The sequence below is a fragment of the Streptomyces sp. NPDC002754 genome (assembly GCF_053592315.1).
In genome coordinates this window covers 44589-68603 of record NZ_JBSFVM010000001.1, presented here as the reverse complement: position 1 = coordinate 68603, position 24015 = coordinate 44589, and the positions used below count along the sequence as shown (strand labels likewise).

The following is a 24015-nucleotide window of genomic DNA, read 5'->3' as shown; positions in this document are numbered from 1 at the left end:
GACCACGACCGTTCACCGCCCGGTGGTCAGGGCCGAGGTGTAGGTGCCGTCGACGACCGGCCCGGTCGGGGTGGTGGCGTCGAGGAGAGGCCCGAGCAGCGCGCGCAGGGTGTCGGCGGCTATCGGGCGGCGGTGGATGGTGGTATCGGGTCTGCGCCACTGCTCGGCGTACGAGGGGTGGCCGGCCTCGTCGGTGTGGTGCTCGATGATGCGGACGAGTTTGCCGCGGTAGATGCCTGATTCCAGGAGCGTGCGCACTGCGGAGGCTTCGGCGACGGCCTGGGGGCCGGTGAGGACCGTGACGACGGTGCCGCCGTCGTCGTCGAGCAGCCACGTACGGGCCGGGGACCACACGAGGGTGCCGTGCCGGTCGAGGTAGCCGAGCGGGCCGGTGTCGATGAGGGCGGCGGTGTTCATCCGGTGACCTGGGCGCGGGCGAACGCGTCGGTGAGCCGCGGGAAGCGGACCTCGGACGCTTCGATGACGGCGCCGACGGAGTCGACGAGGAGACCGTCCATCGAGCGGAAGCGGCGTTCGTCGGTGGTGTCGTCGACGTTGACGGCGCGCGACGCCCAGCCTTGGGCTTGTTCGGCGATGGCGAGGGCGAGCCACGTCGTGCGCGCCAAGTCGGCTTCGCTGACGGCTCGTTGAAGCTCGGCGATGCCTTCGGACAGTTCGGCGATCAGCGTCTCGGGGCCCTGCATGCCGGGCGGCGGGATGTCGGTCACGGGCGGGTTCTCTTCCGGTGAGGGCGGTGGGGGTGCCTGTCTGCGGTCGGCGTGCGGGCAGGCACCAAGAGGGGCGGCGGGTTAGTAGGACATGCGCACCGACCACGTGTCGGCGGGGCCGTCCGGGGCGGCGAGGGTGTTGAAACTGGGCAGGGAATCGACGATGGGTGCGGCGTCGTCGGAGACGAGGACGTACGCGGTCGTCTGTTTCGGCGACGCGTGCCTCATGAGGCGCTGCGTCATCAGCAGGTCCCGGGTTGTCTTGTAGAGGATCGTCCCGAACCGGTGCCGGTTCTGGTGGAACCCGAGGTTGAGGCCGAGGGACTGCGAGTAGAGACGGAACTGCTGGGACACGTACACGGGGTTGACGTCCCACAGCCGTTCGCTGGTGCCGATGAACGGGCGGATCGTGTCGGCGACGTGGCGGGCTATGGGCAGTGACGCGGTTTTGTCGCCCTTGCCCTGCACGTAGAGGGTGATGCTCGTGCCCTGGTCGTAGAACTGTGAGCCCCGCAGGTTGGCGACCTCGGAGGCGCGTAGCCCGGTGTAGGCGCCGAGCTTGATCCAGGCGGCCATGCGGGGGTTCGCGGATGCCAGCAGGACATCGAGCTGCGGTTCGGTGACCGGGCGGGGGACGAATTCGGGGGTGCGGGGCCTTCGTATCCGGGCCGTGGGGTCGTCGATGCCGAAAAACTGGCCCCATTTCCGCAGGGCGCGGAGGTAGGCGAGGACGGTGTTCGGCATGTAGTCGCCGTCGTCGATGAAGTCGCGGACGTGGGCCTCTTTGAGGCGGCCGTCCGGGACGTTCTGATCGGTGCAGATCTTGAGGAGGACTCCGGAGCGGAGCTTGATCGTCTTCTCGGAGTACGAGTCGGTGCGCATCTGACTGCGCCATGCGCTGATCGCCACGTTCAGCGGGTCGCGCAGGGCAACGAATCCCGATCGGTGACCAATGGCAGCGGTGGATGCGGGTACGTGGTCGTTGGCAGGAAATGTCATAGGTCCCACGGTCGCGTGTTGATTTGCCTTGGTTGAGAGGCGAAAGATTCAAGCCACCGGGAACAGTCCTCGAATAAGTCAGACATAAGTCCCTGGCCAGCAGCGTTGAGAACCCGTCCTCGTGACACGCCGTGACGCCCCTATCCCGCGGCGGCGAACTGACCTGCGTATGCTGCATACGTGTCCGTAGCCATCGACTCGTCCGACGCCGCCATCCCGACCGGCGACGACGTTCCCGCGGAGCCCGTGCCCGCGCCGGCCGTCGCCCCTGACGCCGGCCCCGCCGCGCCCGCGAACGAGGAGACGGCCGAGCCCTGGGACACCACGAACATGTGGACCCCGCCGACCACCGATACCCCGGACGCCGCCGCCCCGGCCCCCGAAAGCGCGCCCGACAGCCCGTCCGGCGACTTTTGGACGCCGCCCACCGAGGTCCCCTTCGCGGAGAGCTCCGAGGTCGACGCCGAGGCGGCGGCCGAGGACGACCCCGCCCCCGGCGACGTACCGGAGGCCATCACCCGCGACGCCCACGAGTTCGGCGTCTACGCCCGCACCGGCGGCTGGGCCTTCGCCCTGAAGGTGGCCCGCAGCGTGCGGCCCGGCGGGCAGTCCGCCGGGGAGTCCGTCAAGGTCTCGGCCCGGAAGTTCGCCGAACTCGCGGGCTGCTCCCCCGACCGCGTCATGCGCTTCTACAAGGCGTGGGACAGCGCGGCGGACGACGGTCTGGTCCCCCAGTTCGAGGGCCTCGAGCCCGGCGCCGACATCGAACTCCCGGACGCCGACGTCTGGTTGTCGTACTACGTGTCCCGCAACAGCGCGACCTCGATGCGTGGCCAGGCGATCACCGCGGCCGCCGAGTCCGAGGGCATCCGCCCGACGAAGGCCCTGGAGGTCGCGGAGAACCCGACCGCGCTGCGGGCCGCGATCCTCGCCGACCCCGGCACCGCCGAGGCCGCCCGCAAGGCGCTGATGGACCGCCTCGACGAGGACCCGGTGCTGCGTACGGGCATGGCGCGCGACGTCGTGCGCACGGACGACCTGAAGAAGGCCGTCGCCGAGGAGACCAAGACCGGCGGCCAGCTCGAGTACGTGCGCAGGATCGCGGAGGAGGGGCAGGTCAAGACCCCCGCGGGCCAGAAGATCGAGGCCTCCCCCGAGCTGCGCCAGGAGGCCGAGCGCCACTTGTCCCTCATCGACGAGCTGGACGAGGACGAGGAGGCGGGCGAGTGGGCCCGCGAGGCGTACGACACCGTGCGCACGCTCGTCGCCGAGACCGTCGAGAAGGACCCCGAGCTGCGGGTGCAGGAGCGGCGCGCGAAGTTCTACAGCAGCCTCCAGAAGGCCACGAAGGCGTTCGAGGAGCTGACCTTCGACGACGTCGCCGCCGAGGAGATCGACGACATCGTCGAGGACGACATGTTGCAGCGCCTCGAGGAGCTGCAGTCGGCGATCGCGATGTGCATCACGGCGCTGCAGTCGGCGCAGAAGAAGGACTGACCCGGCCGGTCCCGACCCCACCGATGCCACCGCGGGCGATCCGCGGTGGCATCGTGGGTTCATGGCACACACTCCGCACACCCCCCGGTCCACGGGCCGCCCGGCCCGCCAGAACGTGACGTTCGACAGCCAGGGCAGCACGGCCCACGGCTATCTGGCGCTGCCTGCCTCGGGGAGCGGCCCCGGCGTCATCGTCATCCAGGAGTGGTGGGGCCTGACCGACCACATCGCCGACGTCGCCGACCGCCTCGCCGCCGAGGGCTTCGTGGCACTCGCCCCCGACCTGTACGGCGGGAACGTGGCGCACGACTCCCAGGAAGCGTTCCGCATGATGCGGGACCTGCCGGTGAGCCGGGGCGTCGAACTGCTCTCCGGCGCGGTGGACCTGCTACTCGCGCTGCCCGCGGTCACGTCCGACACGGTCGGCGCGGTCGGCTTCTGCATGGGCGGCGGCTTCGTCCTGTACCTGGCCGCCGAGGACCAGCGGGTCAGCGCGGCCGTCCCGTTCTACGGCGTGATCCAGGGCGAGGTCCCGGACTTCTCCCGCCTCACGGCGCAGATCCAGGGCCACTACGGCGACCACGACGAGGCCATCCCCCAGGCCACCCTGACGGGCCTCCGCACGGCGATCACATCCCAGTCGGGCGTCGACCCCGACTTCCGCATGTACCCGGCGGACCACGCCTTCTTCAACGACGGCCGCCCAGAGGTCTACGACGCGTCGGCGTCCCACGAGGCATGGGCATCGACACTGACCTTCCTCAACTCCCAGCTCCGCTGATCAACCCCCAGCGGCGGGTGGGCATTTCAAGCCCCTGCGGCGATTGAGCAGCGGGGTCCGGGGCAGCGCCCCGAGACGTAGGACCGGACGGCCTCAACCATCCGGCCCCGCCCAACACCGTCTCACCAAATGCGCACCCGATCCCCCGGCTCCACCCACAACCCGTCCCCGACCACCGTCGAAAACGCCTCATGGAACTCATCCAGATTCCGCACAATGTTCGCCCGGAACTCCGGCGGCGAATGCGGATCAATCGTCAGATACTGCTGCTCCTGCTCCTGCCGCCGCTTCGTACGCCAGCAGTACGCCCAGTTCATGAACAGCCGCTGAGAACCGCTGAGTTCACCGTCCGTCGGCACAGGCGCACCATCAAGCGCGATCTTGTACGCGGTGTGCCCGATCGTCAGCCCACCCAGGTCACCGATGTTCTCCCCCACGGTCAGTGACCCGTTGACGAACTCCCCCGGAAGGTTCCGCGGCGAGAACCCGTCGTACTGCTTGACGAGCGCCTTGGACTTCGCCTCGAAGGCGGTCTTGTCGGCGGCGGTCCACCAGTCGTTCAGGTTGCCCTGCCCGTCGTACTGCGCACCCTGGTCGTCGAACCCGTGCCCGATCTCGTGCCCGATGACCGCGCCGATGCCGCCGTAGTTCTCCGCTGCGTCGGCGTCCGGCGAGAAGAACGGCTTCTGGAGGATGCCCGCCGGGAAGCAGATCTCGTTCGTGCCCGGGTTGTAGTACGCGTTCACGGTCTGCGGCAGCATGAACCACTCGTCGCGGTCGACCGGCGCGCCGATCTTCGCCATCTGCCGGTCGTGCTCGAAGGCATCGGCGGCGTACGCGTTGGCGAGCAGGTCGTCGGAGACCACGGAGAGCCCCGAGTAGTCCCGGAACTCGTCCGGGTACCCGATCTTCGGCCGGAACGTGGCGAGCTTCTCGTACGCCCGCTCCTTCGTTTCGTCCGTCATCCAGTCGAGGCGGGAGATGGACTGGCGGTACGCCTCCAGGAGGTTGGCGACCAGCTCGTCCATGAGCGCCTTGGAGCGCGGCGGGAAGTGCCGGGCCACGTACTCCTTGCCGACGGACTCGCCGATGGAGCCCTCGACGAAGGCGACCCCGCGCTTCCAGCGGGCGCGCAGCTCCGGCGTGCCGTTCAGCGTGCGTCCGTAGAACTCGAAGTTGACGCGCACGAACGGCGTCGACAGATACGGCGCGGCGGAGCGCAGCACGCGCGCGAGCAGCCAGTCTCGCCACTGCTCGATCGGCACCTCGGTGAGGACCGCGGAGAGGTGGGTGAGGTAGGAGGGCTGGCGCACGCACGACTCGGCGAGCGTCTCTTCCTTGCCTCCGAGCCCCGTGACGTAGCCCCGCCAGTCGAACGCCGGGGCGAGCGCGGTGAGTTCGTCGAAGGTGGTGAGGTTGTACGTCTTCTGTACGTCGCGGGTCTCGGCGCGCTCCCAGTGGCCCTCGGCGAGCCGGGTCTCCAGGGCGAGGACGGTGCGGGCGGCGCCGGCGGGGTCGGTGTGCTCGCCGAGCGTGAACAGCTCGATGAGGTACGCCTCGTACTTCTCGCGGATCTCGGCGAACTTCTCTTCGCGGTAGTACGACTCGTCGGGCAGGCCGAGGCCGCCCTGGAGGATGTTGAAGAGGTAGCGGTCGGAGTTCCGGTCGTCGCTGTCGATGTAGGCGCCGAAGAGGCCGGAGCCGCCCTTGCGCTCGAAGCGGCCGAGGAAGCCGGCGAGCTCGCTCACCTCGCCGAGGCCCGCCACCTCGTCGATCAGCGGTCGCAGCGGGTCGAGCCCGCGGGCCTCCACGGCGTCCTCGTCCATGAATGACGCGTACAGGTCGGCGATCTTGCGCGCCGCGTCCGCGTCCAGGCTCGTGGGACCGCCGGCCGCGATCTCCTGAATGATCTCCTTGACCCGCTGCTCGGCCACGTCCACGAGCTCCACGAAGGGGCCCCAGCTGGAGCGGTCGTCGGGGATGGGTTCGGTCGCCAGCCACTGGCCGTTGACATGCCCGAAGAGATCGTCCTGCGGTCGGATCGCCGGGTCCATGCCCGGGCGTGCGTCATCCAGAGTGCTCATCGCTGCACCTTACCCAGGTCAGGGCGTAGGAAGAGCGTCAAATACGGCGCCTTCCGCGCAGCGTGAACAACACCGCAAACGGCTCCGCCCCGGACGGCACGGCCGACCGGGGCGGAGCTGTTGGCGAACGGGATCAGGCGAGCGACGCCAGCGCCTCGTTCAGGGTCTGCGACGGGCGCATGACCTTGTCGGCCTTGGCCGAGTCGGGCTGGAAGTAGCCGCCGATGTCGGCCGGGGAGCCCTGCACGGCGATCAGCTCGTCGACGATCTTCTGCTCGTTCGCGGCGAGCTTCTCCGCGAGCGGGCCGAAGGCCTTGGCGAGCTCCGCGTCCTCGGTCTGCTTGGCCAGCTCCTGGGCCCAGTACAGGGCGACGTAGAAGTGGCTGCCGCGGTTGTCGATGCCGCCGAGGCGACGGGTCGGCGACTTGTCCTCGTTGAGGAAGGTGCCGGTGGCGCGGTCCAGCGTCTCGCCGAGGACCTTCGCACGGGCGTTGTCCGTCGTGGTGGCGAGGTGCTCGAAGGAGACGGCCAGCGCGAGGAACTCACCGAGGGAGTCCCAGCGCAGGTAGTTCTCCTTGACGAGCTGCTGGACGTGCTTCGGGGCGGAGCCGCCGGCGCCCGTCTCGAAGAGGCCGCCGCCGTTCATCAGCGGGACGACCGAGAGCATCTTGGCGCTGGTGCCCAGCTCCAGGATCGGGAAGAGGTCGGTCAGGTAGTCGCGCAGCACGTTGCCGGTGACCGAGATGGTGTTCAGGCCCTGGCGGATGCGCTCGACGGAGAGCTTGGTGGCGTCCTCCGGGTTGAGGATCCGGATGTCCAGGCCCTCGGGGCCGAACTCCGGCAGGTACTGCTCGACCTTCTTGATCAGCTGGGCGTCGTGGGCACGGCCCTCGTCCAGCCAGAACACGGCCGGGTCACCGGTGGCGCGGGCGCGCGTGACGGCGAGCTTGACCCAGTCCTTGATCGGGGCGTCCTTGGTCTGGCAGGCGCGGAAGATGTCGCCCTCGGAGACGGCCTGCTCCAGGACGACGTCGCCGGCCTGGTTGACCAGGCGGACGGTGCCGGTGGTGGGGATCTCGAAGGTCTTGTCGTGGGAGCCGTACTCCTCGGCCTTCTGCGCCATGAGGCCGACGTTCGGGACGGTGCCCATGGTCGACGGGTCGAAGGCGCCGTTGGCACGGCAGTCGTCGATGACGGCCTGGTAGACACCGGCGTACGAGGAGTCGGGGATCACCGCGAGGGTGTCCTGCTCCTGGTCGTCCTTGTTCCACATGTGGCCGGACGTGCGGATCATCGCCGGCATGGAGGCGTCGATGATGACGTCGGACGGGACGTGCAGGTTGGTGATGCCGCGGTTCGAGTCGACCATGGCCAGGTCGGGGCCCGCGGCCAGTTCGGCGTCGAAGGAGGCCTTGATCTCGGCGCCGTTGGCGAGGGTCTCGAGGCCCTTGTAGATGCCGCCGAGACCGTCGTTCGGGGAGAGGCCCGCGGCGGCCAGGTCGGCGCCGAAGCGGGCGAAGGTCTCCGGGAAGAAGGCGCGCACGACGTGACCGAAGATGATCGGGTCGGAGACCTTCATCATGGTGGCCTTCAGGTGCGCGGAGAACAGCACACCCTCTTCCTTCGCGCGGGCGATCTGCGCGGTGAGGAACTCGCGCAGCGGCGCGACGTGCAGCACGGAGGCGTCGACTACCTCGCCGGCGAGGACCGGTACGGACTCGCGCAGCACGGTGGTGGTGCCGTTGTCCGCGACGAGTTCGATCTTCAGCTTGTCGGCGGCCGGGAGGACGGTGGACTTCTCGGTCGAGCGGAAGTCGTTCTCACCCATGGTCGAGACGTTCGTCTTGGACTCGGCGGTCCAGGCGCCCATGCGGTGCGGGTGGGCCTTGGCGTAGTTCTTCACCGAGGCGGGGGCGCGGCGGTCGGAGTTGCCCTCGCGCAGCACCGGGTTGACGGCGGAGCCCTTGACCTTGTCGTAGCGGGCGCCGACCTCGCGCTCCTCGTCGGTCTTCGGCTCGTCCGGGTAGTCCGGCAGCGCGTAGCCGTGCTCGCGCAGCTCGGCGACGGCGGCCTTGAGCTGCGAGACGGAGGCCGAGATGTTCGGCAGCTTGATGATGTTGGCCTGCGGCGTCTTCGCCAGGTCGCCGAGCTCGGCGAGGGCGTCCGGGACGCGCTGCTCCTCGGTCAGGTACTCCGGGAACTGGGCGAGGATGCGCCCGGCCAGGGAGATGTCACGGGTCTCGACGCCGACACCGGCGGTGGACGCGTAGGCCTCGATGACCGGCAGGAAGGAGTACGTCGCGAGGGCCGGGGCCTCGTCTGTGTGCGTGTAAATAATGGTCGAGTCAGTCACCGGGTGCTCCGCTTCCACGTCTTCCACGTCATCTGCAGTCTTGGATCGGATTGCTCGACATCAAGATATCTCCTCCCCGGCCAGGATTCGAAAGGGGTCCACCCGCCAAGATCTTCCCGGCCAGGCGATGAGACGGGGCCGGACCGGGTCCGACCTGCGTACCAGTGGCTCACGTCGGGACGTGGACCGTGAGCCACTCCGCGTTCCGGGGGCGGTAGCTGTGGCACTCGCGCAGTCCGGCCACGATCGCCGGGACGTGCCCGGCGCCGTAGACGACGGCCACCCGCAGCGGTTCGGCGTGGATGCCGTCGAGCGCGTCGAGCAGCCGCAGGTCGCGGTGGTCGGACATGGCGTGCCCGATCGGGCGGTCGGCCAGCATCTCGGCCCGCGCCGTCGTGGGCAGGTCGTCGACCTCCAGGTCCCCGTCGAGGAAGGCGCGCGGCCCGCGCAGCGCGAAGACCGGGCCCATCACGGGGGCCGCGAGCAGCATCAGCAGGTAGGTCCACCGCGGCAACGTCTTCAGGTCCGCGACCGCCTCCGCCGCGGTCACGTCCGGGTACAGGACCGGCACGGACGCGGGGAGCAGCGCCTCTCTGGTCTGCTGCTGCAAACCGTTACGGCTGCGGCGCGGGGCGAACCGGTAGGCGAGCGTGAGCGTGCTGACGACGGCCGACTTCCCGCGGATGCCCTCCATGACGACCAGGTCGCACTCCCGCAACCGGCGCTTGACCTGCGCGTAAAACGTCGGCGACGCGACGTGCAGCATCGGAAAGACCACGAACTCCAGCGACGCCCCGCGCCGCCGCAGGGTGATCACCGCGGAACGCACGCCGTATCCAGTCACCTCAATGATCTGCACGCCCCCCGTGATGCCAATCACGAGGCCACCCGGGCGCCCGGTTCCGCCCGATCAAGCCCCTGCGCCGATCGAGCAGGCTCTTCAAGCCCGTGCGCCGATTGAGCAGGCATTCAAGCCCCTGCGGCGATTGAGCAGCGGGGTCCGGGGCAGCCCCGATCTTTCCCCCGCTGCCGCACACCCTTTAAGCAGGCCTCGAGTCACCACCGGTCCAGGCAAGCAACCTCTCCACCGCCCACGTGGTAACGACCCGCTCCACCGGAACCCCACACTCCTCAGCACGCGCACAGCCGATTCGCTGCCAATCGAGCTGCCCCGGCGCATGCGCATCCGTATCGACAGCGAACAACGTCCCCGCCGCCACGGCCTTACGCAGCAGCCGCCGAGGCGGATCGAGCCGCTCGGGCCGACTGTTGATCTCGACCGCGGTGCCGCTGTCCGCACACGCCGCGAACACCTCGTCGGCGTCGAACTGCGACTCGGGACGCCCCTTGCCGGTGACCAGCCGGCCGGTGCAGTGGCCCAGGACATCGGCATGCGGATTGCCGACCGCGGCGACCAGCCGCCGTGTCATCGCGGCGGCGTCCATCCTCAGCTTGGAATGCACCGACACGACGACCACGTCCAAACGGTCGAGCAGCTCGGGTTCCTGGTCGAGCGACCCGTCGTCGAGGATGTCGCACTCGATGCCGGTGAGCAGGCGGAACGGCGCCCAGGTCGCATTGAGTTCGGCCACCACCTCCAGTTGCTCCCGCAGCCGCTCCGGCGACAGCCCACGGGCCACCGTCAGCCGCGGCGAGTGATCCGTGAGCACCGCCCACTCGTGACCGACGTCCTGCGCGGCACGGCCCATCTCCTCGATCGGGCTGCCGCCGTCCGACCAGTCGGAGTGCAGATGGCAGTCGCCACGCAGCAGGGACCGCAACCCGACGCCCGCGTCACCCTCCAAGGGCACCGTGCGGGCCAGCTCGTCCTCCAGGTGCGTGAGGTAGTCGGGGATCTGCCCCGCGGCCGCCTCCCGGATCACCGCGGCGGTCTTGGGCCCGATGCCCTTGAGTGACTCCAGGGACCCGGCCTCGACATGCCGCGCGACCTCGGCGTCCGCCAGGCCGGCGATCACCCCCGCGGCGGTACGGAACGCGCGCACCCGATACGTGGGCGCACCCTCCCGCTCCAGAAGGAACGCGATCCGCTCCAGCGCCCGCACGGGCTCCATCGCCACCTCCGGCCACGCACCTACGCGTACGTCTCCAGCGTGCCGTACGACCTGGCGACCGGCATCCGTGAACGCCACGCGCGTGTCCGGGCGAAGCGGGGCACCCGGCGCACCGCGTCCTACGGACGCCGACCCGCGCGGCGCCCCACGGCATACGAAGCGGCGCCGACGGCGGTGACCCCGGCCCCGACGCCCATGGCCAGCATCTTCCGGTGGGCCACAGCGGTCCAGGCCGTACGGGCCACGGTGGTGACCTGCCCGGTCGCCGCGACGGCCGCCTGCCGCCCGGCCTCGACGTTCCGCGCCGCGCTGCCCACGGCTCCGGCCGCGCCCTCGGTCGCCCGCTCTGCGCCCTGCTGCGCGATCGAGGCCGCCTCGTCGGCCTTGGCCTCGGTCTTCTTGGCGGCGTCGCTCACGGGAGCGGTGGCCTTGTCGGCGCTGTCACGCGCCCGGGAAGCGGCATCCCGCTTCGTCGTCTTGTTCTGCTGATCAGTTCCCTTGTTCGGTTCACTCATGGGATCCCGGTTAGCCCTCCACGGTCATCACAAACCCGAACAGCTCCCCCAACTCGTAGCCGTCGGACAACTCGTAGCCGTCGGACCGGCCTCAGGCGCAGTGATGGAGGAGGCCTTGATTTCCTGGTTTGCCGTCGGGGTCGGGCAGGAGCCGAGCGGCGACCTGACTGGCGAAGTCGGCGCCGGGCAGCGGGATCTCGAAGTCGTGGCGCAGGTAGCCGACACCGACCGCGGTGGACAGGTAGTTCATCAGCTGGGAGACGACAGGACCTCGGTGGCGGGGGTGAGCCGCCAGGCAGCGCAGGAGACGGAGCATGGTGGTGATGGGTGCGCCGAGGAGCAAGTGGTTGGCCGATGCCCGCTCTTCTTCGTCGTCCGTCCGCGCCGGGGAGACATCGGTCATCACCGGGGCGGCGATGTCGTTGGTCTGGCGGAGCCACCACTGGGCGAGTTCGTCCTCGCCGGAGGCCAGGTGGTGGAGGTACAGGCAGTAGGCGGCGGCGCCCTGCCCCGCGCCCGCGGCGTACTGCCACCAGAACCGGGCGCCGTCGTCGGTGTCGGTGAGCTGCAGGACACAGGCCAGCGCGAGCGCGCCACGGGGCCCGGGCAAGTCGTCGGTGACGAAGTCGACTTCGGCGGGGGTGATCTGGGACAGGACGGTCTCGCACATGTCCCTCGGGTACCCGCCGGTCTCGTCCGCCTGTTCAGGGCCCGTGCCCGGTGCGCCAAGGACCAGCCGTGCGGCGGCGCGGAGCGTGCGCGGGGGGACGATGTCGGCCGGCACCCTGCGGTCGCGGGCCAACAGGGCGCGGGACAGGATCGCTTGGATGGTGGTCTTGTGGCTGGTCACGTGGGGTTCCCTTCCGAGGGGTGCGGCGGGCAGCACAGGATGCTGGCGAGGACCTGGATCGCGTAGCGCTCGTCGGAGCGGACGCCGGCCAGCGGAACGCCCAGCAGGCTGCTGACGGCTTCCTCGCTCAGGCCTCCCAGCGCGCGCAGCACCATCACGTCGAGCTGGGAGTCGGGCAGCCGGCTCATGGCGCGGAACAGGTCCTGGGTTTCGCCGAGTTGGTCCACGGCCTGCCGCGCGTGGTCCGGTCCGTTCAGCTCCCGCAGGGCGAGGGTGTCGAAGGCGGAGTGCTCGAAGCGGGGGCGCCCGTCGAAGTGGGGGGTGCGCCGCATCACGGTGGTGCGCAGCACGCTCCAGGCGTACCGCCGAATGTCGGCGCTGGACAGCGCCTTCGTCCAGGTCAGCCACAGCTGGTCATAGGTGTCGCGGATCGCGGCCCGGCGCTCGACGTCCGACAGGAAGACAGGAAGACACCTGCGTAGAAGTCGTATTGCGTCTCGGTCAGGTCGCGGAAGGCCGAGTGGTCCAACGGAGGCAGCGGCTGCGTATCGGGTTCGGTCGTGTTCTCCTCGTGCCGGCGGGTGGTGGTCTTCAGACGGATCTCCGGGGCTGCCTGCCGCCACAGCCGGTACAGCGGTCCGGTCGGGATCGAGAGCTGGAGCGCCACGGGGGCGAGCTGACCGTCCACCGCCCGTCGCGTCTACTGGCTCGCCCTGCTCGCCCCAGACTCCGCCGCATCACGCACCGCTGCCCCCTCCCCGGCGGTCCTGACCTCGCTCAGGTCGCGTCCCCGTGTCTCCTTCAGGATCGCGACCGTGATTGTCGTGACCAGTGCCGCAGCGGATACGTACACGGCGATCGGCGTGGAGGAGTCGAAGTCCTTCAGGAGTTCGACGGCGATGATCGGGGCGAGCGCGCCGGCGATGATCGAGGCGAGCTGGGAGCCCATCGAGGCCCCCGAGTAGCGGACCTTGGTGTCGAACATCTCCGAGATGAACGCGGCCTGCGGCCCGTACATCGCGCCGTGCAGCACCAGGCCCACGGTGACGGCGAGCGTGATCACACCGAACGACTTCGAGTCCACGAGCCCGAAGAAGGCGAACGCCCACCCCGCCATGCCGACGGACCCGATCAGGGTCACGGGCCTGCGTCCGACCCGGTCCGACAGCGCGCCCCACAGCGGGATGGTCACGAAGTGGATGGCAGAGCCGATGAGGACGGCGTTCAGAGCGGTGCTCTTGGAGAGTTCCAGGTGCGTGGTGACGTAGACCAGTACGAAGGAGGTGAGTACGTAGTACGAGATGTTCTCGCCGAAGCGGGTGCCGATGGCTCCGAGGACACCGCGCCAGTTCTTGCGGAAGACCTCCACGACCGGCGGCTTCTCCTCGACGCCCCGCTCCGCCGCGGCCTCCGCCTTCGCCTGGGCCTCCAGGAACACCGGGGATTCGCTGACCGAGACACGGATCCACAGGCCGATCATCACCAGTACTCCGGAGAGGAGGAAGGGGATGCGCCAGCCCCAGGACTGGAACGCCTCTTCCGACTGGACCGCGGCCAGCAGCGCAAGGACACCCGTGGCGAGCAGGTTGCCTCCGGGTGCGCCGGACTGCGGCCAGGAAGCCCAGAAGCCGCGGTGCTTGTCGCCGCCGTGCTCGGAGACGAGGAGCACCGCGCCGCCCCATTCGCCGCCCAGCGCGAAGCCCTGGATGAGGCGCAGGAGCGTGAGCAGTACGGGCGCGCCGACGCCTATCGACTCGTAGGTGGGCAGCAGGCCCATCGCGAAGGTGGCGCCGCCCATCATGAGCAGGCTGATCACCAGAAGCTTCTTGCGCCCGATCTTGTCGCCGAAGTGGCCGAACACCACTCCGCCGAGCGGCCTGGCGGCGAACCCGATCGCGTAGGTGACGAAGGCGATCAGGGTGCCGACGAGCGGGTCGCTGTTGGGAAAGAACAGCGTGTTGAACACGAGCGCCGCTGCCGAGCCGTAGAGGAAGAAGTCGTACCACTCGATGGTGGTGCCGATGAGGCTCGCGGCCACGATGCGGCCGATGCCGCCGGAACGGGCCTGGTCGGCCGTTCCTGCGGTCTGGGTGTCATTCATGAAGGTCACCAGTTTCACTTGCGGGGACGTGGCGATCGGGACGGCGGGCGGACGGCTTCGTGTGCCGGGCCGGCGGCTGAGCGGCGGACTGTGCGGCGGGGGCGGGAGCGGGCGAGCGGGTCTGCTCGTGTACGCCTCACGGCCGGAAACCTAAGGTCGCTGCGCTCCGACATCCATGTGTCGGCCCACTACACCGCGGGGCTTCGCAGTGGGTTCGGGGGCTACATGGCGGGGTGTCTGCTCCCCCGCGCCTCCACCCCCTACCGGGGTAGCACCTTCAACTTGGCTCCCCGGTATGACGCCTGACGCGTGGTCGGCACCACACACTCCTCGTCATCAGCACGGCGAACGCGCCGCCTCCCCCACCCGGCAATGAACGAAGGGACGCCCATGACCACGACCCTGGCGCCACCGGTCCCCATCGGGAAGACCGCAGTCGGGGCCCTCGGCCTGCTGGCGGTCGCCACAGGTGCCCTGGAGTCGGTGGTGACACCGACGCTCCCGCTTCTGCAACGTGAGTTGGACATGAGCCCCTCCGAAGGAGCGCTGCTCAGCATCGTGCTCCTGATCACCGGCGCGCTCATCACACCCGTCGCGGGCAAGTTCGGCGACCGCTACGGAGGGAAGCGGGTCCTCACGCGGCTCATGGCCGTCGTCTCGGCCGGTGGCCTGGTGTCCGCCCTGGCGCCGAACCTGCCCGTGCTGCTGCTCGGTCAGGTACTGCAGGGCGCCATGGTGGGCGCGCTGCCCCTGTCGTTCATCGTGGTGCGCAAGCATCTCCCTGCGGGAGAGTCGAAGGTGGCCATCGGAGTGGTCAGCGGGCTGTTCGTCGGCGGCGGGATGGCGGGAACACTGGCGGCGGGCCCTGTGGCCGAAGGCCTGTCCCGGCATTGGATGTTCGCGCTGCCGACGATCGCGGTCATGGGTTCCACGCTGCTGGTGAACAGACTGATGCCACATGATTCACCGGGACGGCAGGACGGTGCGGGGATCGACTGGCCCGGCCTTCTTCTCCTGAGCGGGACGCTGGTCACCCTCATGCTCGTCCTCGCGACGGCACCCGACATCGGTTCGCGGCCACTCGTGCTCGGCGCCCTCCTCCTGGTCCTGGCCGGGCTGGTGGCCGGATGGACAGCCGTGGAGCGCCGTGCGGTCTCACCGATGGTGGACCTGCGCATGCTGGCCCGGCCCGCGGTGTGGAAGTCCTGCGTACTGACGTTCGTGATCTGCGTCGGCACCTCGGTGGCGGTCTATCTCGTTCCGCAACTGTTCGCGGTGCCCACCGACGCCTACGGATTCGGGGCCAGTGCCACCCAGATCGGCCTCTTCCTGCTACCTGGCGCCCTGGTCGCCTCGCTGGCCGGGCCCATCGGTGGGATGGGTGCGCGGCGGTTCGGCTCGCGTGCGGTGGTCACCACCGGAGTCGTCATGATGGCCGCCGCGTTGCTTGCCCTGGCAGCCGTCCACACCGACACCTGGCACCTCGTCGCCGGCAAGGCACTGATCGCCCTGGCCAACGGGCTGTGCGTCACGGCGATGGTGACCAGCACCGCCACCTCCGTCGACCAAGGCGACACCGGCATCGCCACCAGCCTGGTCCTGGTGACCCGCGTGATCGGCTTCGCCGTGGGTGCGCAGTTCGCGGGTGCGCTCCTCACCGCCCGGACCCCCTCCGGGTCGGATGTGCCGGCCGAATCGGCCTTCGTCACCGGCTTCATCGTCGCCGGCGTCGTCACGGCGCTGTCCCTCTTCGTCACACGCACCATGAGCAAAGGAGCCAACGCATGACCCGCACCGAGGAGCCGACCGGCACACGAACCGCACCGAGGCGCACGGCCCTCGTCTCCGGGGCCAGTATCGCGGGCCCCACCCTCGCGTTCTGGCTGAACCGCTACGGATACTCGGTCACGGTGGTGGAGAAGGCGGCCACGCTGCGAAGCGGCGGCTACCCCATCGACGTGCGCGGCACCGCACTTGAAGTCGTCCGCAGGATGGGCATCCTGCCGCAACTGCGCGACGCGCACATCGACTTGCGCCGTCTGACCTTCTTCGAAGGAGACGGCAGCCAGGTGGCCTCGGTCCACCCGCACGACGTCACCGGTGGTGTCGCGGGGCACGACCTGGAGGTACGACGCGGGGATCTGACCGACGCCCTCTACACAGCGGTCCGGGACGACGTGGAGTTCATGTTCAACGACTCCATCGCCGCCCTCGACCAGTCGGACCACGGAGTCGATGTCACCTTCCACGGGGGCAGCAGGCGCACGTTCGACATGGTGTTCGGCGCGGACGGGATGCACTCGCGTACACGGGAGTTGCTGTTCGGCCCCGAAGAACAGTTCCATCGGTACCTCGGCTACTGCTTCGCCGTGTTCCCCATACGCAACACCTTCGGGCTCTCCCACGAGACCGTGATGTGGAACGCCCCGGGCAGAGCCGCGGCGCTGTATGCCGCGGGGGACGACGACGAAGTGCACGCCTTCTTGAACTTCGCCCGGCCGAACCCACCGTTCGACGCCTTCAGGGACCCGATAGCCCATCGCGACCTTGTCGCCGAGGTGTTCGCCGACGCCGGATGGCACGTCCCGGACATGCTGGCCGCCATGCGCGACGCCGACGACGTGTTCTTCGACGCGGTCGGGCAGATTCACCTGCCCCGCTGGTCCAGCGGCAGGGTCGCACTCCTCGGCGACGCCGCGTACGCTCCCTCGTTCCTCACCGGACAGGGCACCAGCCTCTCTCTCGTGGGCGCGTACATGCTTGCCGACTCCCTGGCGGACAACGGCCACGTCACGGGCTTCGACGCCTACGAACACCACACCCGTGAGTTCGTGACCATGAACCAGGCACTGGTCGGCAAGGGCGGCGCCACCCTCTTCCCGACGACACCCCAAGCTCTGGAGCGACGCAACGACAGACTGCGCAGCCTCACCACCATGCCCTCCCCGGAGAGGCGACCGGCCCACTCCGCCCTCACTCTGCCCGAATCGAGGCCCATGCCGTGAGCCACTGACCCAACGGACACCAAACCGAACGGACACCAACTGGCCACGCGACCACCTCCACCATCGCCTTCGCGCTCGGCCTCGCGGGCGGGGTCAGGCTATGTCGGGGGCGGACAAGCGGTGCAGGCGCAAAGCGAGCTGGATCTCCAGTGCGCGCTCCGGCGACTGCCAGTCATCGCCGAGGAGCCGGCCCACCCGCTCCAGACGCTGAGCGACCGTGTTCACGTGCACGTGCAGCGCGTCCTTGGTACGGGCCGGACTCATGCCGGACGCGAAGTAGGCGTCGAGGGTGCGCAGCAGATCGGTCCCTTTGCGCTCGTCGTAGGTGACGATGTCGCCGATCGTGCGGGCGACGAAGCCGCCGACGTCCCGGCTGTCGGCGAGCAGCAGTCCGAGGAAGCCGAAGTCCTCGGCCGCCGCACCCTGCCCCGTTCTGCCGAGCAGCCGCAGCGCGTCGAGGCAGCGCTGCGCCTCGGCGTACGCGGCGGCCACCGTCCCGACCGGGTCGGTGACCGGCGCCGATGCGCCCACGGTGACGCTGTCGTGGATCGCCTCGGAGAGCCGGGCCGCGACCTGGGACGCCAGCTCCGACGCGGCGGTGGTGTCCGCCGGGAGCAGCAGGACGGTGCCGCCGTCGCGCGCCGCGGCGAGGCCGTGCCGGGTCGCCGCGAGGTGGTTGGCCGCGGACCACAGGCGGCGGCGCGCGGCCGCCTGCTGCTCGGCGCCGTCGGTGCTCTCCAGGCGGGCGGCGAGCACCACATGGGGCGCGTCGAGGTCGGCGTGCAGCCGCTCCGCTCTCTCGCGCAGCAGCCGCGGGTCCCGGTCACGCCCGTCCAGGAGGTCGTCCAACAGCTCGCCGCGCACCCGCTGTTCGGCCTCGGCCGCGGAGCGCCGGGCGAGCAGCAGCAGCGAGGTGACCATGGCGGCGCGCTCCAGGGTGCGCTGGTCGACCGGGTCGAGGCCGGGGTGGCCGCGCAGCACGAGCGCGCCGAGCAGCTCACCGCCCGCGGCGACGGCCGCGACCCAGTCATCGCGGTGGCGCACCGCGTGCCCGTCGGCGCGGGACGCTTCGAGGGCGTGGTCGGGCGCCGCCTCCGCCTCCGTGAACTCCACGGTGCCGTCGAGGACTTGGGAGACGGCCGCGGCCACGTCGTGCACTCCGCCGCCGCGCAGCACCAGCTCGGCGAGCCGGTCGTGCACGTCGGACGCGCGCTCGATGACGCCGCTGCGATCGCGGATGATCTCGTTGGCGCGCTCCAGCTCGTTCAGCGCCTGCCGGGTCTCGCTGAGCAGGTTCGCGGTGTCGATGGCCGCGGCGGCGAGCGCGGCGAACGACCCGAGGAGCGCGATCTCCTCACGCTCGAAGACCCGCGCGCGCCGATCGGAGGCGAACAGCACCCCGATCACCTGCGCCCCCAGCATGAGCGGCACACCGAGGATGGCGACGAGCCCCTCGTCCCCCACGCCCGCGTCGATGCTGCGGGTGTGCTGGAAGCGCACGTCGTGCCCGTAGTCGTCGGTGACATACGGCCGCGCGGTCTGCGCGACGAGGCCGCCGAGCCCCTCCCCCATGCCGAGGCGCAGCTGCTGGAAGCGCGCCGCCACCGAGCCCTCGGTGACGCGCATGCAGGTGTCACCCCTGACCGGGTCGTTCAGCGTCAGATACGCGACGTCGGTGCCGAGCAGCGAGCGGGCCCGCTGGACGATGGCCTGCAGCACCGCGTCCAGGTCGCGCAGGCCCGCGAGGTCGTGCGCGGTCTCGAACAGCGCGGACAGCTCGGCCTCGCGGCGCCGTCTGCCCTCCATCTCCGCCCGTACGCGCAGCGCGAGCGCCTTGGCCGCCTCGAGCGCCGCTATCCGCTCGGGCGCCCGGCCCTCGGCCCGGGCGAGCAGCACGGGCTGTTCGTAGGCATCGGCTGAGGCGCCCCTGGCGAGCAGTTCCAGGAACGGGGCCTGCGGGTCCTCGGTGGTCACCGGGCCGGAGGCGGCGGATGAGTGCGGTTGGTGGCGCGACATGCGGACAAGGATTACCCGTCGAACGGTCGGGCCTGCCAGCCCTGTGGACAACTCGCGTCTTCTCGAAATCGCGGCCACCCGATCGAGGGACCGCAATACTCGTGAAACCCATCAACACCGGACAAATGAACCGGAGTTCAGTGGGCGGACCAGCCGCCGTCGAGAACGAGAGAGGTGCCGGTCATGAACGAGGCATGCGGCGTGCACAGATACGCGACCGCCTCGGCGACCTCGGAAGGTTCGATGAGCCGTTTGATCGCGCTGTCCTGCAGCATCACCTCGCCGAGCACCCGCTCCTCGGGGATGCCGTGCGCGGCGGCCTGGTCGGCGACCTGCTGCTCGACGAGCGGCGTGCGCACATAGCCGGGGTTCACGCAGTTCGAGGTGACACCGTGCGCCGCGCCTTCCAGCGCGGCGGTCTTCGACAGGCCTTCGAGCCCGTGCTTCGCGGCGACGTACGCGGACTTGTAGGCGGAGGCCCGCAGTCCGTGCACCGACGACACGTTCACGATGCGGCCCCAGCCCTGCCCGTACATGTGCGGCAGCGCACCGCGCAGCAGCCGGAACGGGGCCTCCAGCATCACGGTCAGCACGGTGTGGAAGACCTCGGGTGGGAACTCCACGATGGGCCGCACCAGTTGGATCCCGGCGTTGTTCACGAGGACGTCGGTGCCGACCGCCGCCTCCTCCGCGGCGTCGAGGTCGGTCAGGTCCAGGACGTACGGCTCGACGCCTTCGGCCTCCCCTGCCAGTGCCTCGAGCCCCGCCGCGTCCCGGTCCACGGCTCTCACCTTGGCGCCCGCCGCGGCGAGGCGCAGGGCGCAGGCCCGGCCGATGCCACTGGCTGCGCCGGTGACGAGTGCGGTGCGCCCGCCGAGATCCAGTTCGGGGGCGGCGGGTGCGGTCAGCGGGGTGTGCGGCGTCATGACTGGCACCCTAGGCAGCCGATCGGCGCCGCCCGATATGGGCGGCACCCATACTTCAGCGTTCGGTCATGGTCTCGAACCATGTGGGTCCCTCCGACTGGGCCTGCTTGATCCGGAACAGCGAGAACTCCTCCAGCGGCGGCAGCGCGTCCAGGGCGAACCAGGCGACGTCCAGCGACTCGTCGTCGTTGACACGCGCCGCGCCGCCGGTGGCCCGGCAGCGGAAGGCCGTGTCCATGAACTGGCACCGGTCGCCGTTGGGATACGTGATCGGCTGCAGCGCCTGCACGAGCACGACCCGCTCGACGACGCATTCGACTCCGGTCTCCTCGAAGACCTCGCGCGCGGCGACGTCCGCGGGCTGCTCGCCCGGCTCGGGGATCCCGCCGATGATCGACCACTTGCCGGAGTCGGCGCGCCGCCCGAGCAGCACCCGGCCCTCGTCGTCGAAGACGATGGCACTGACCCCCGGCAGAAGCAGCAGCTGGTGGCCCGCGGAGGCCCGGATCGTACGGATGAATTCAGGAGTCGCCATGCCGACGAGCCTACCTGTGCGCCCCAACGAACCGGCAGGCCACAAGCCCCATCAGGCGTCCGAGCGACGCCCCGCGCGGGCCCGCACGACGGCCCAGCCGAGGCCCCCGACGCCGATCGCGACGAGCAGCGCCTCAGGCCACGCGCCCACGCGCGTGGCGAGCGTTTGCGAGGTGCGCTTGGGGACGTCGGCGAGCAGGGTGGCGGGCTCGAACATGCCGGTCTGCTGCTCGAGCGAGCCATCGGCCGCGATCACGGCACTGACCCCGCTGGTGACCGGGACCATCACGGCCCGTCCGTGCTCGACGGCCCGCACGCGGTCCATGGCCAGCTGCTGGTAGGTCATCTGGCTGCGCTCGAACGTCGCGTTGTTGCTCGGCACGGACAGGATCTGCGCGCCCTCGCGGACCTGGTCGCGCACCGTGTCGTCGAACGCGGCTTCGTAGCAGGTGATGTTGCCGACCTTGGTGCCCGACATGTCGAAGACGACGGGCTTCTTACCGGGCACGAAGTTGCCCGCCCGGTCGACGTCCTTACTGAAGATCCGGAAGAAGCCGCGGTACGGCATGTACTCGCCGAACGGCTGCAGATGCCGCTTGTCGTAGACGGCCCCCGGTCCTGTCTTGGGGTCCCACTGGATGAGCCGGTTGCGGGGCTTGCCGTCCTGCGGGGTCACCACGGCGCCCACCGAGATGGGCACTCCGACGGCCTGCGCGGCCTTGGTGATCTCGTCGTAGGCGTCCTGGTTGGTGTAGGGGTCGATGTCCGAGGAGTTCTCCGGCCACAGCACCAGGTCGGGGCGCTCGACCTGCCCCGACTTGATCTTCGCGGCGAGCTTCATGGTCTCGCGCACGTGGTAGTCGAGCACGGCCCGGCGCTGGGAATTGAAGTCGAGGCCCATCCGCGGCACGTTGCCCTGGATGAGCGCCACGCGCGCGGTGCCGGCCTCGGCGGAGGTCGCCACCAGGGGCATCGCGAGCGCTCCGGCGACGACCGGGGCGACGGTGAACGCGGCCGCGACGGCGATGCCCTTGTCCTTCAGGAAGGACAGGCCCTTGAGGGACGATGCGCCTTCGGACGACGTCCGGCGCACCTTCCTGACCCGCAGCGCGAGGGAGCCGAGCCCGAAGCCGCACAGGACCACGGCGAAGCCGAGCAGCGGGGTGCCGCCCAGCGAGGCGAGCGGCAGGAACACCCCACTGGGCTGCCCGAACGCGACCTTCCCCCACGGGAATCCATCGAACGGGGCACGCGCGCGTAGTGCCTCGGACGCGATCCAGACGCCACTGGCCCACAGCGGCCACAGCGGAAGCCGCGACACATAGGCGATGCCCATGCCCGCGAGCGAGACCAGCAGTGCCTCCGCGGCGGCGAGCGCCAGCCACGGCAGGGGCCCGACGTCGACGCCGGTCCAGGAGAGCAGCGGCACCAAATAGGCGAGCCCGAAGGCGAGGCCGAGTCCGAAGCCCGCCCTCAGCCGCCGCCCGTACACGGCCACGCCGAACAGCGCGAAGGAGATCGGCGCGAGCCACGGGAGCTCACGCGGCGGAAAGCTCACGTACAGGAGCAGTCCGGCGATCACCGCGAGTGCGAGGGGAACGGACCGCCGCAGGTGGGAGCGAACCTTCGAAAGCACAGACTGCTCTGCGGGCTCGTCCGACGGGGCTACGGGAGGTGCGGTGGCGGTCACCCGGGGAGTGTACGGCGCGACACTGTCACACCGACATGACGGTCGGCGCGCCCCGCTCCGGCCCGTACGGCGGAACGTTCCTGTGCAACACCGGTCCGCCGCGGGCCACCAGCCGTTAGCGTGTGGCCGGGTTCCCGACAGCGCGGCCGCGTCCGGCCTCGCGTCCGGGGCCCGGCTACGTCGGGGGGCGACGGGTGGATGCGACGGGGTGGTCGACGGGTGCGGCGACGGACGGCACGCTGCGGGAGCACCGCGGCGCCTCGGACGCCGTGGGTGTCGCGGTTCTCGGGTGTTGTGCGGCGTGGTCGCTGATCAGCGCGACCGCGCGCGCGGGCAGACCGGAGGGGATCCTCCTGGCGGTGCTCGCCGTGATCGCGGGGTACGCGTGCGGGCGCATCGGCGGGGCGCTCGTGCCGGTCGCCGCGTCCTGCGCGGTCGGGCTCGGCGGCCTGTGTCTCGCGCTCACCGCCCCGTACGCGGCCCCCGCACCGGATGTCGTGACGCCGCTGGGCCGGGTCGGCGCGACGGCGGCGCTGCTCGCCCTGTCGGCGGGGGCGCTGTGCTGCGCGGCCTGGTCGGCGCGGCAGCCGCCACAGCGGGTCGTGCTGCACGTTCTGGCGGCGGGCAGCGTGGCGGTGGCCGCCGCCGTCGACTCGCCGGCCGGGATCACGGTGTGCGCGGGTGTCGTCCTGTGCTCGCTCGCGGCGGCCCGCCTGCGCAGCCGGGCGCTCGGCCTGACGGGCCTCGGCCTCGCGACGTCGGTGGTGGCCGGTCTCGGTGTGGCGCTCGCCAAGGGCGTCCTGCCGGCAGGATCGACGGCCTCCCTGGAGACGTGGCTCTCGCACCGGCGGATCCTGCTGTGGCACGACGCCGTGCACCTCGCAGAGGTGCATCCCGCTCTCGGCACGGGGCCCGGGCGCTTCGAAGACCTCAGCCCGACGCTCGCGCAAGCCCCGCTCTCCGATGGCAAGCCGCACTCCGCCGTCCTCCAGGTGGCGGCCGAACAAGGGCTCATCGGCGTGCTGCTGCTCGCGGCGGCCTACTGCTGGCTGCTGTACGTCCTGTGGCGCTCCGCACGCTCGACGCAGGTGGTGCTGGCGGCGGGCGCCGCCCTGACCGCGGTGGCCGCGATGGCGACGGTGGGCAACGCGCTCAGCTTCACGACCGTGACGGCGGGCGTGGGCCTGCTCGCCGGGATCGCCACGGCGGAACCGTTCACGAACGGGCCGCCGGGCGACGACGAGGCCGCCCTGGAATTCCTCCAGGGCGGCCTCGACTGAGTAGGTCGGGCGGGTCGGCTCAGACGACCGGGCCCGCGGCGGTCGGCTTCAGGCGGTCGCGGATGTGCCGCACCGCGCTCTCCGCGTCGTCCACGGTCACCGTGAACCTGCGGCCGTCGCCGAGGCGGAGCACCACGCCCTCGCCGCGCCGCACCACCACGGCCGTGCCGATCTCCGGGCGCCAGCGGTAGCCCCAGCCGCCCCACTGCCGGGGCGTGACGCGGGGCGCGACGTCCGCCTCCACCACATGGGCGAGCGGGATGCGGCGGCGCGGCAGGCCCACGTGGCCGCAGCGCACTTCGAGGTGGTCCTTGTCGACCTTCACCGCGACGTGCAGGAAGGCGAGGGTGCCGAACAGGATGAGCAGGCCCACGGCGATCAGGCCGACCACGGACATGGCCAGGGCAAGTATTCCGGTGGCCCAGGAGTTGTCCACGGCCAGCTCGATGCCCAGGGCCAGGCAGGCGAGCCCGCCGCAGGCCAGGAACCACTGCACACGGTTGTGTGCGCGGCCGGTCCAGATGTCGGTCGCGTGGGCGGAAGAGCGTCGCCCTGCGTGCTCGTCGGGGGCGTGTTCCCTCATG

At 70.5% G+C, this 24015-nt stretch carries 22 protein-coding genes; 5 read left to right on the top strand and 17 right to left on the bottom strand.

Annotated features, from left to right (window positions below):
* Positions 1-12: 12 nt before the first annotated feature.
* The 3 genes from ACWD2L_RS00315 to ACWD2L_RS00305 form a co-directional block, all read right to left on the bottom strand.
* Entirely contained in the window at positions 13-417 is a 405-nt protein-coding gene (locus tag ACWD2L_RS00315) for a hypothetical protein (RefSeq protein WP_451186894.1), read from the bottom strand.
* Positions 414-728: a hypothetical protein gene (locus ACWD2L_RS00310; RefSeq protein ID WP_451186892.1), complete on the bottom strand. Its 315-nt coding sequence runs from the start codon at positions 726-728 to the stop codon at positions 414-416. The genes ACWD2L_RS00315 and ACWD2L_RS00310 overlap by 4 nt, the downstream gene beginning before the upstream one ends.
* A gap of 81 nt (positions 729-809) precedes the next feature.
* On the bottom strand, positions 810-1727 hold the full coding sequence (locus ACWD2L_RS00305) for a tyrosine-type recombinase/integrase (RefSeq protein WP_451186890.1): 918 nt from the start codon (positions 1725-1727) through the stop codon (positions 810-812).
* 180 nt (positions 1728-1907) lie between these two features.
* On the opposite strand from ACWD2L_RS00305, the gene ACWD2L_RS00300 reads away from it, so the two are divergent.
* Complete coding sequence (locus ACWD2L_RS00300) at positions 1908-3224, top strand: hypothetical protein (protein WP_351330455.1); 1317 nt, start codon at positions 1908-1910, stop codon at positions 3222-3224.
* A 61-nt stretch (positions 3225-3285) separates the two neighbouring features.
* A complete protein-coding gene (locus ACWD2L_RS00295; protein ID WP_351330456.1) occupies positions 3286-4005 on the top strand; it encodes a dienelactone hydrolase family protein in 720 nt (239 codons plus the stop codon).
* A gap of 122 nt (positions 4006-4127) precedes the next feature.
* Here ACWD2L_RS00295 and ACWD2L_RS00290 read toward each other — a convergent pair whose 3' ends face one another.
* The 9 genes from ACWD2L_RS00290 to ACWD2L_RS00250 form a co-directional block, all read right to left on the bottom strand.
* Positions 4128-6089 carry a M13 family metallopeptidase gene (locus tag ACWD2L_RS00290; protein WP_351330457.1) on the bottom strand — a complete coding sequence of 654 codons (1962 nt, stop codon included), beginning with the start codon at positions 6087-6089 and terminating at the stop codon, positions 4128-4130.
* 133 nt (positions 6090-6222) lie between these two features.
* Positions 6223-8442, bottom strand: coding sequence for an NADP-dependent isocitrate dehydrogenase (locus tag ACWD2L_RS00285; protein ID WP_351330459.1), 2220 nt, complete (start codon positions 8440-8442; stop codon positions 6223-6225).
* 169 nt (positions 8443-8611) lie between these two features.
* Positions 8612-9301 carry a hypothetical protein gene (locus ACWD2L_RS00280; protein ID WP_351330461.1) on the bottom strand — a complete coding sequence of 230 codons (690 nt, stop codon included), beginning with the start codon at positions 9299-9301 and terminating at the stop codon, positions 8612-8614.
* Positions 9302-9482: 181 nt separating this feature from the next.
* A complete protein-coding gene (locus tag ACWD2L_RS00275; RefSeq protein WP_351330641.1) occupies positions 9483-10514 on the bottom strand; it encodes a PHP domain-containing protein in 1032 nt (343 codons plus the stop codon).
* Between the two features lie 119 nt (positions 10515-10633).
* The gene (locus tag ACWD2L_RS00270; RefSeq protein ID WP_351330463.1) at positions 10634-11029 is read right to left on the bottom strand and encodes a hypothetical protein; all 396 of its coding nucleotides are present in this window, start codon (positions 11027-11029) and stop codon (positions 10634-10636) included.
* Between the two features lie 91 nt (positions 11030-11120).
* Entirely contained in the window at positions 11121-11879 is a 759-nt protein-coding gene (locus ACWD2L_RS00265; RefSeq protein ID WP_351330465.1) for a hypothetical protein, read from the bottom strand.
* Positions 11876-12229 carry a sigma-70 family RNA polymerase sigma factor gene (locus tag ACWD2L_RS00260; protein WP_351330467.1) on the bottom strand — a complete coding sequence of 118 codons (354 nt, stop codon included), beginning with the start codon at positions 12227-12229 and terminating at the stop codon, positions 11876-11878. Before ACWD2L_RS00260 ends, ACWD2L_RS00265 begins: the two co-directional genes overlap by 4 nt.
* Before the next feature lie 50 nt (positions 12230-12279).
* Positions 12280-12567 (bottom strand): hypothetical protein, encoded by a 288-nt coding sequence (locus ACWD2L_RS00255; protein WP_351330469.1) that lies wholly within the window; start codon positions 12565-12567, stop codon positions 12280-12282.
* A gap of 12 nt (positions 12568-12579) precedes the next feature.
* The gene (locus tag ACWD2L_RS00250) at positions 12580-13980 is read right to left on the bottom strand and encodes an MFS transporter (protein WP_351330471.1); all 1401 of its coding nucleotides are present in this window, start codon (positions 13978-13980) and stop codon (positions 12580-12582) included.
* 390 nt (positions 13981-14370) lie between these two features.
* On the opposite strand from ACWD2L_RS00250, the gene ACWD2L_RS00245 reads away from it, so the two are divergent.
* Complete coding sequence (locus ACWD2L_RS00245) at positions 14371-15768, top strand: MFS transporter (protein ID WP_351330473.1); 1398 nt, start codon at positions 14371-14373, stop codon at positions 15766-15768.
* On the top strand, positions 15765-16985 hold the full coding sequence (locus ACWD2L_RS00240) for an FAD-dependent monooxygenase (protein ID WP_351330475.1): 1221 nt from the start codon (positions 15765-15767) through the stop codon (positions 16983-16985). The genes ACWD2L_RS00245 and ACWD2L_RS00240 overlap by 4 nt, the downstream gene beginning before the upstream one ends.
* Before the next feature lie 93 nt (positions 16986-17078).
* Here the strand turns inward: ACWD2L_RS00240 and ACWD2L_RS00235 are convergent, their stop codons facing one another.
* From ACWD2L_RS00235 to lnt, 4 genes are all read right to left on the bottom strand, one after another.
* Positions 17079-19001 (bottom strand): helix-turn-helix domain-containing protein, encoded by a 1923-nt coding sequence (locus ACWD2L_RS00235; protein ID WP_351330476.1) that lies wholly within the window; start codon positions 18999-19001, stop codon positions 17079-17081.
* Positions 19002-19138: 137 nt separating this feature from the next.
* Entirely contained in the window at positions 19139-19927 is a 789-nt protein-coding gene (locus tag ACWD2L_RS00230; RefSeq protein ID WP_351330477.1) for a 3-hydroxybutyrate dehydrogenase, read from the bottom strand.
* A 55-nt stretch (positions 19928-19982) separates the two neighbouring features.
* A complete protein-coding gene (locus ACWD2L_RS00225) occupies positions 19983-20462 on the bottom strand; it encodes an NUDIX hydrolase (protein ID WP_351330479.1) in 480 nt (159 codons plus the stop codon).
* Between the two features lie 51 nt (positions 20463-20513).
* Positions 20514-22151, bottom strand: a complete 1638-nt coding sequence (lnt, locus tag ACWD2L_RS00220) for an apolipoprotein N-acyltransferase (RefSeq protein ID WP_451186885.1) — start codon at positions 22149-22151, stop codon at positions 20514-20516.
* A gap of 194 nt (positions 22152-22345) precedes the next feature.
* On the opposite strand from lnt, the gene ACWD2L_RS00215 reads away from it, so the two are divergent.
* Complete coding sequence (locus ACWD2L_RS00215; protein ID WP_351330481.1) at positions 22346-23431, top strand: O-antigen ligase family protein; 1086 nt, start codon at positions 22346-22348, stop codon at positions 23429-23431.
* A gap of 19 nt (positions 23432-23450) precedes the next feature.
* On the opposite strand, the gene ACWD2L_RS00210 is transcribed toward ACWD2L_RS00215, so the two are convergent.
* Positions 23451-24014 (bottom strand): hypothetical protein, encoded by a 564-nt coding sequence (locus ACWD2L_RS00210; protein WP_351330483.1) that lies wholly within the window; start codon positions 24012-24014, stop codon positions 23451-23453.
* Between the last annotated feature and the right edge of the window lies 1 nt (position 24015).

What these genes read in the sequence shown, in the direction of transcription:
- ACWD2L_RS00315 (WP_451186894.1), bottom strand. Translation starts at nt 417, where the DNA reads ATGAACACCGCCGCCCTCATCGACACCGGCCCGCTCGGCTACCTCGAC.
- ACWD2L_RS00305 (WP_451186890.1), bottom strand. Translation starts at nt 1,727, where the DNA reads ATGACATTTCCTGCCAACGACCACGTACCCGCATCCACCGCTGCCATT.
- ACWD2L_RS00295 (WP_351330456.1), top strand. Translation starts at nt 3,286, where the DNA reads ATGGCACACACTCCGCACACCCCCCGGTCCACGGGCCGCCCGGCCCGC.
- ACWD2L_RS00290 (WP_351330457.1), bottom strand. Translation starts at nt 6,089, where the DNA reads ATGAGCACTCTGGATGACGCACGCCCGGGCATGGACCCGGCGATCCGA.
- ACWD2L_RS00275 (WP_351330641.1), bottom strand. Translation starts at nt 10,514, where the DNA reads ATGGAGCCCGTGCGGGCGCTGGAGCGGATCGCGTTCCTTCTGGAGCGG.
- ACWD2L_RS00270 (WP_351330463.1), bottom strand. Translation starts at nt 11,029, where the DNA reads ATGAGTGAACCGAACAAGGGAACTGATCAGCAGAACAAGACGACGAAG.
- ACWD2L_RS00250 (WP_351330471.1), bottom strand. Translation starts at nt 13,980, where the DNA reads ATGAATGACACCCAGACCGCAGGAACGGCCGACCAGGCCCGTTCCGGC.
- ACWD2L_RS00245 (WP_351330473.1), top strand. Translation starts at nt 14,371, where the DNA reads ATGACCACGACCCTGGCGCCACCGGTCCCCATCGGGAAGACCGCAGTC.
- ACWD2L_RS00240 (WP_351330475.1), top strand. Translation starts at nt 15,765, where the DNA reads ATGACCCGCACCGAGGAGCCGACCGGCACACGAACCGCACCGAGGCGC.
- ACWD2L_RS00235 (WP_351330476.1), bottom strand. Translation starts at nt 19,001, where the DNA reads ATGTCGCGCCACCAACCGCACTCATCCGCCGCCTCCGGCCCGGTGACC.
- ACWD2L_RS00230 (WP_351330477.1), bottom strand. Translation starts at nt 19,927, where the DNA reads ATGACGCCGCACACCCCGCTGACCGCACCCGCCGCCCCCGAACTGGAT.
- ACWD2L_RS00225 (WP_351330479.1), bottom strand. Translation starts at nt 20,462, where the DNA reads ATGGCGACTCCTGAATTCATCCGTACGATCCGGGCCTCCGCGGGCCAC.
- ACWD2L_RS00210 (WP_351330483.1), bottom strand. Translation starts at nt 24,014, where the DNA reads ATGAGGGAACACGCCCCCGACGAGCACGCAGGGCGACGCTCTTCCGCC.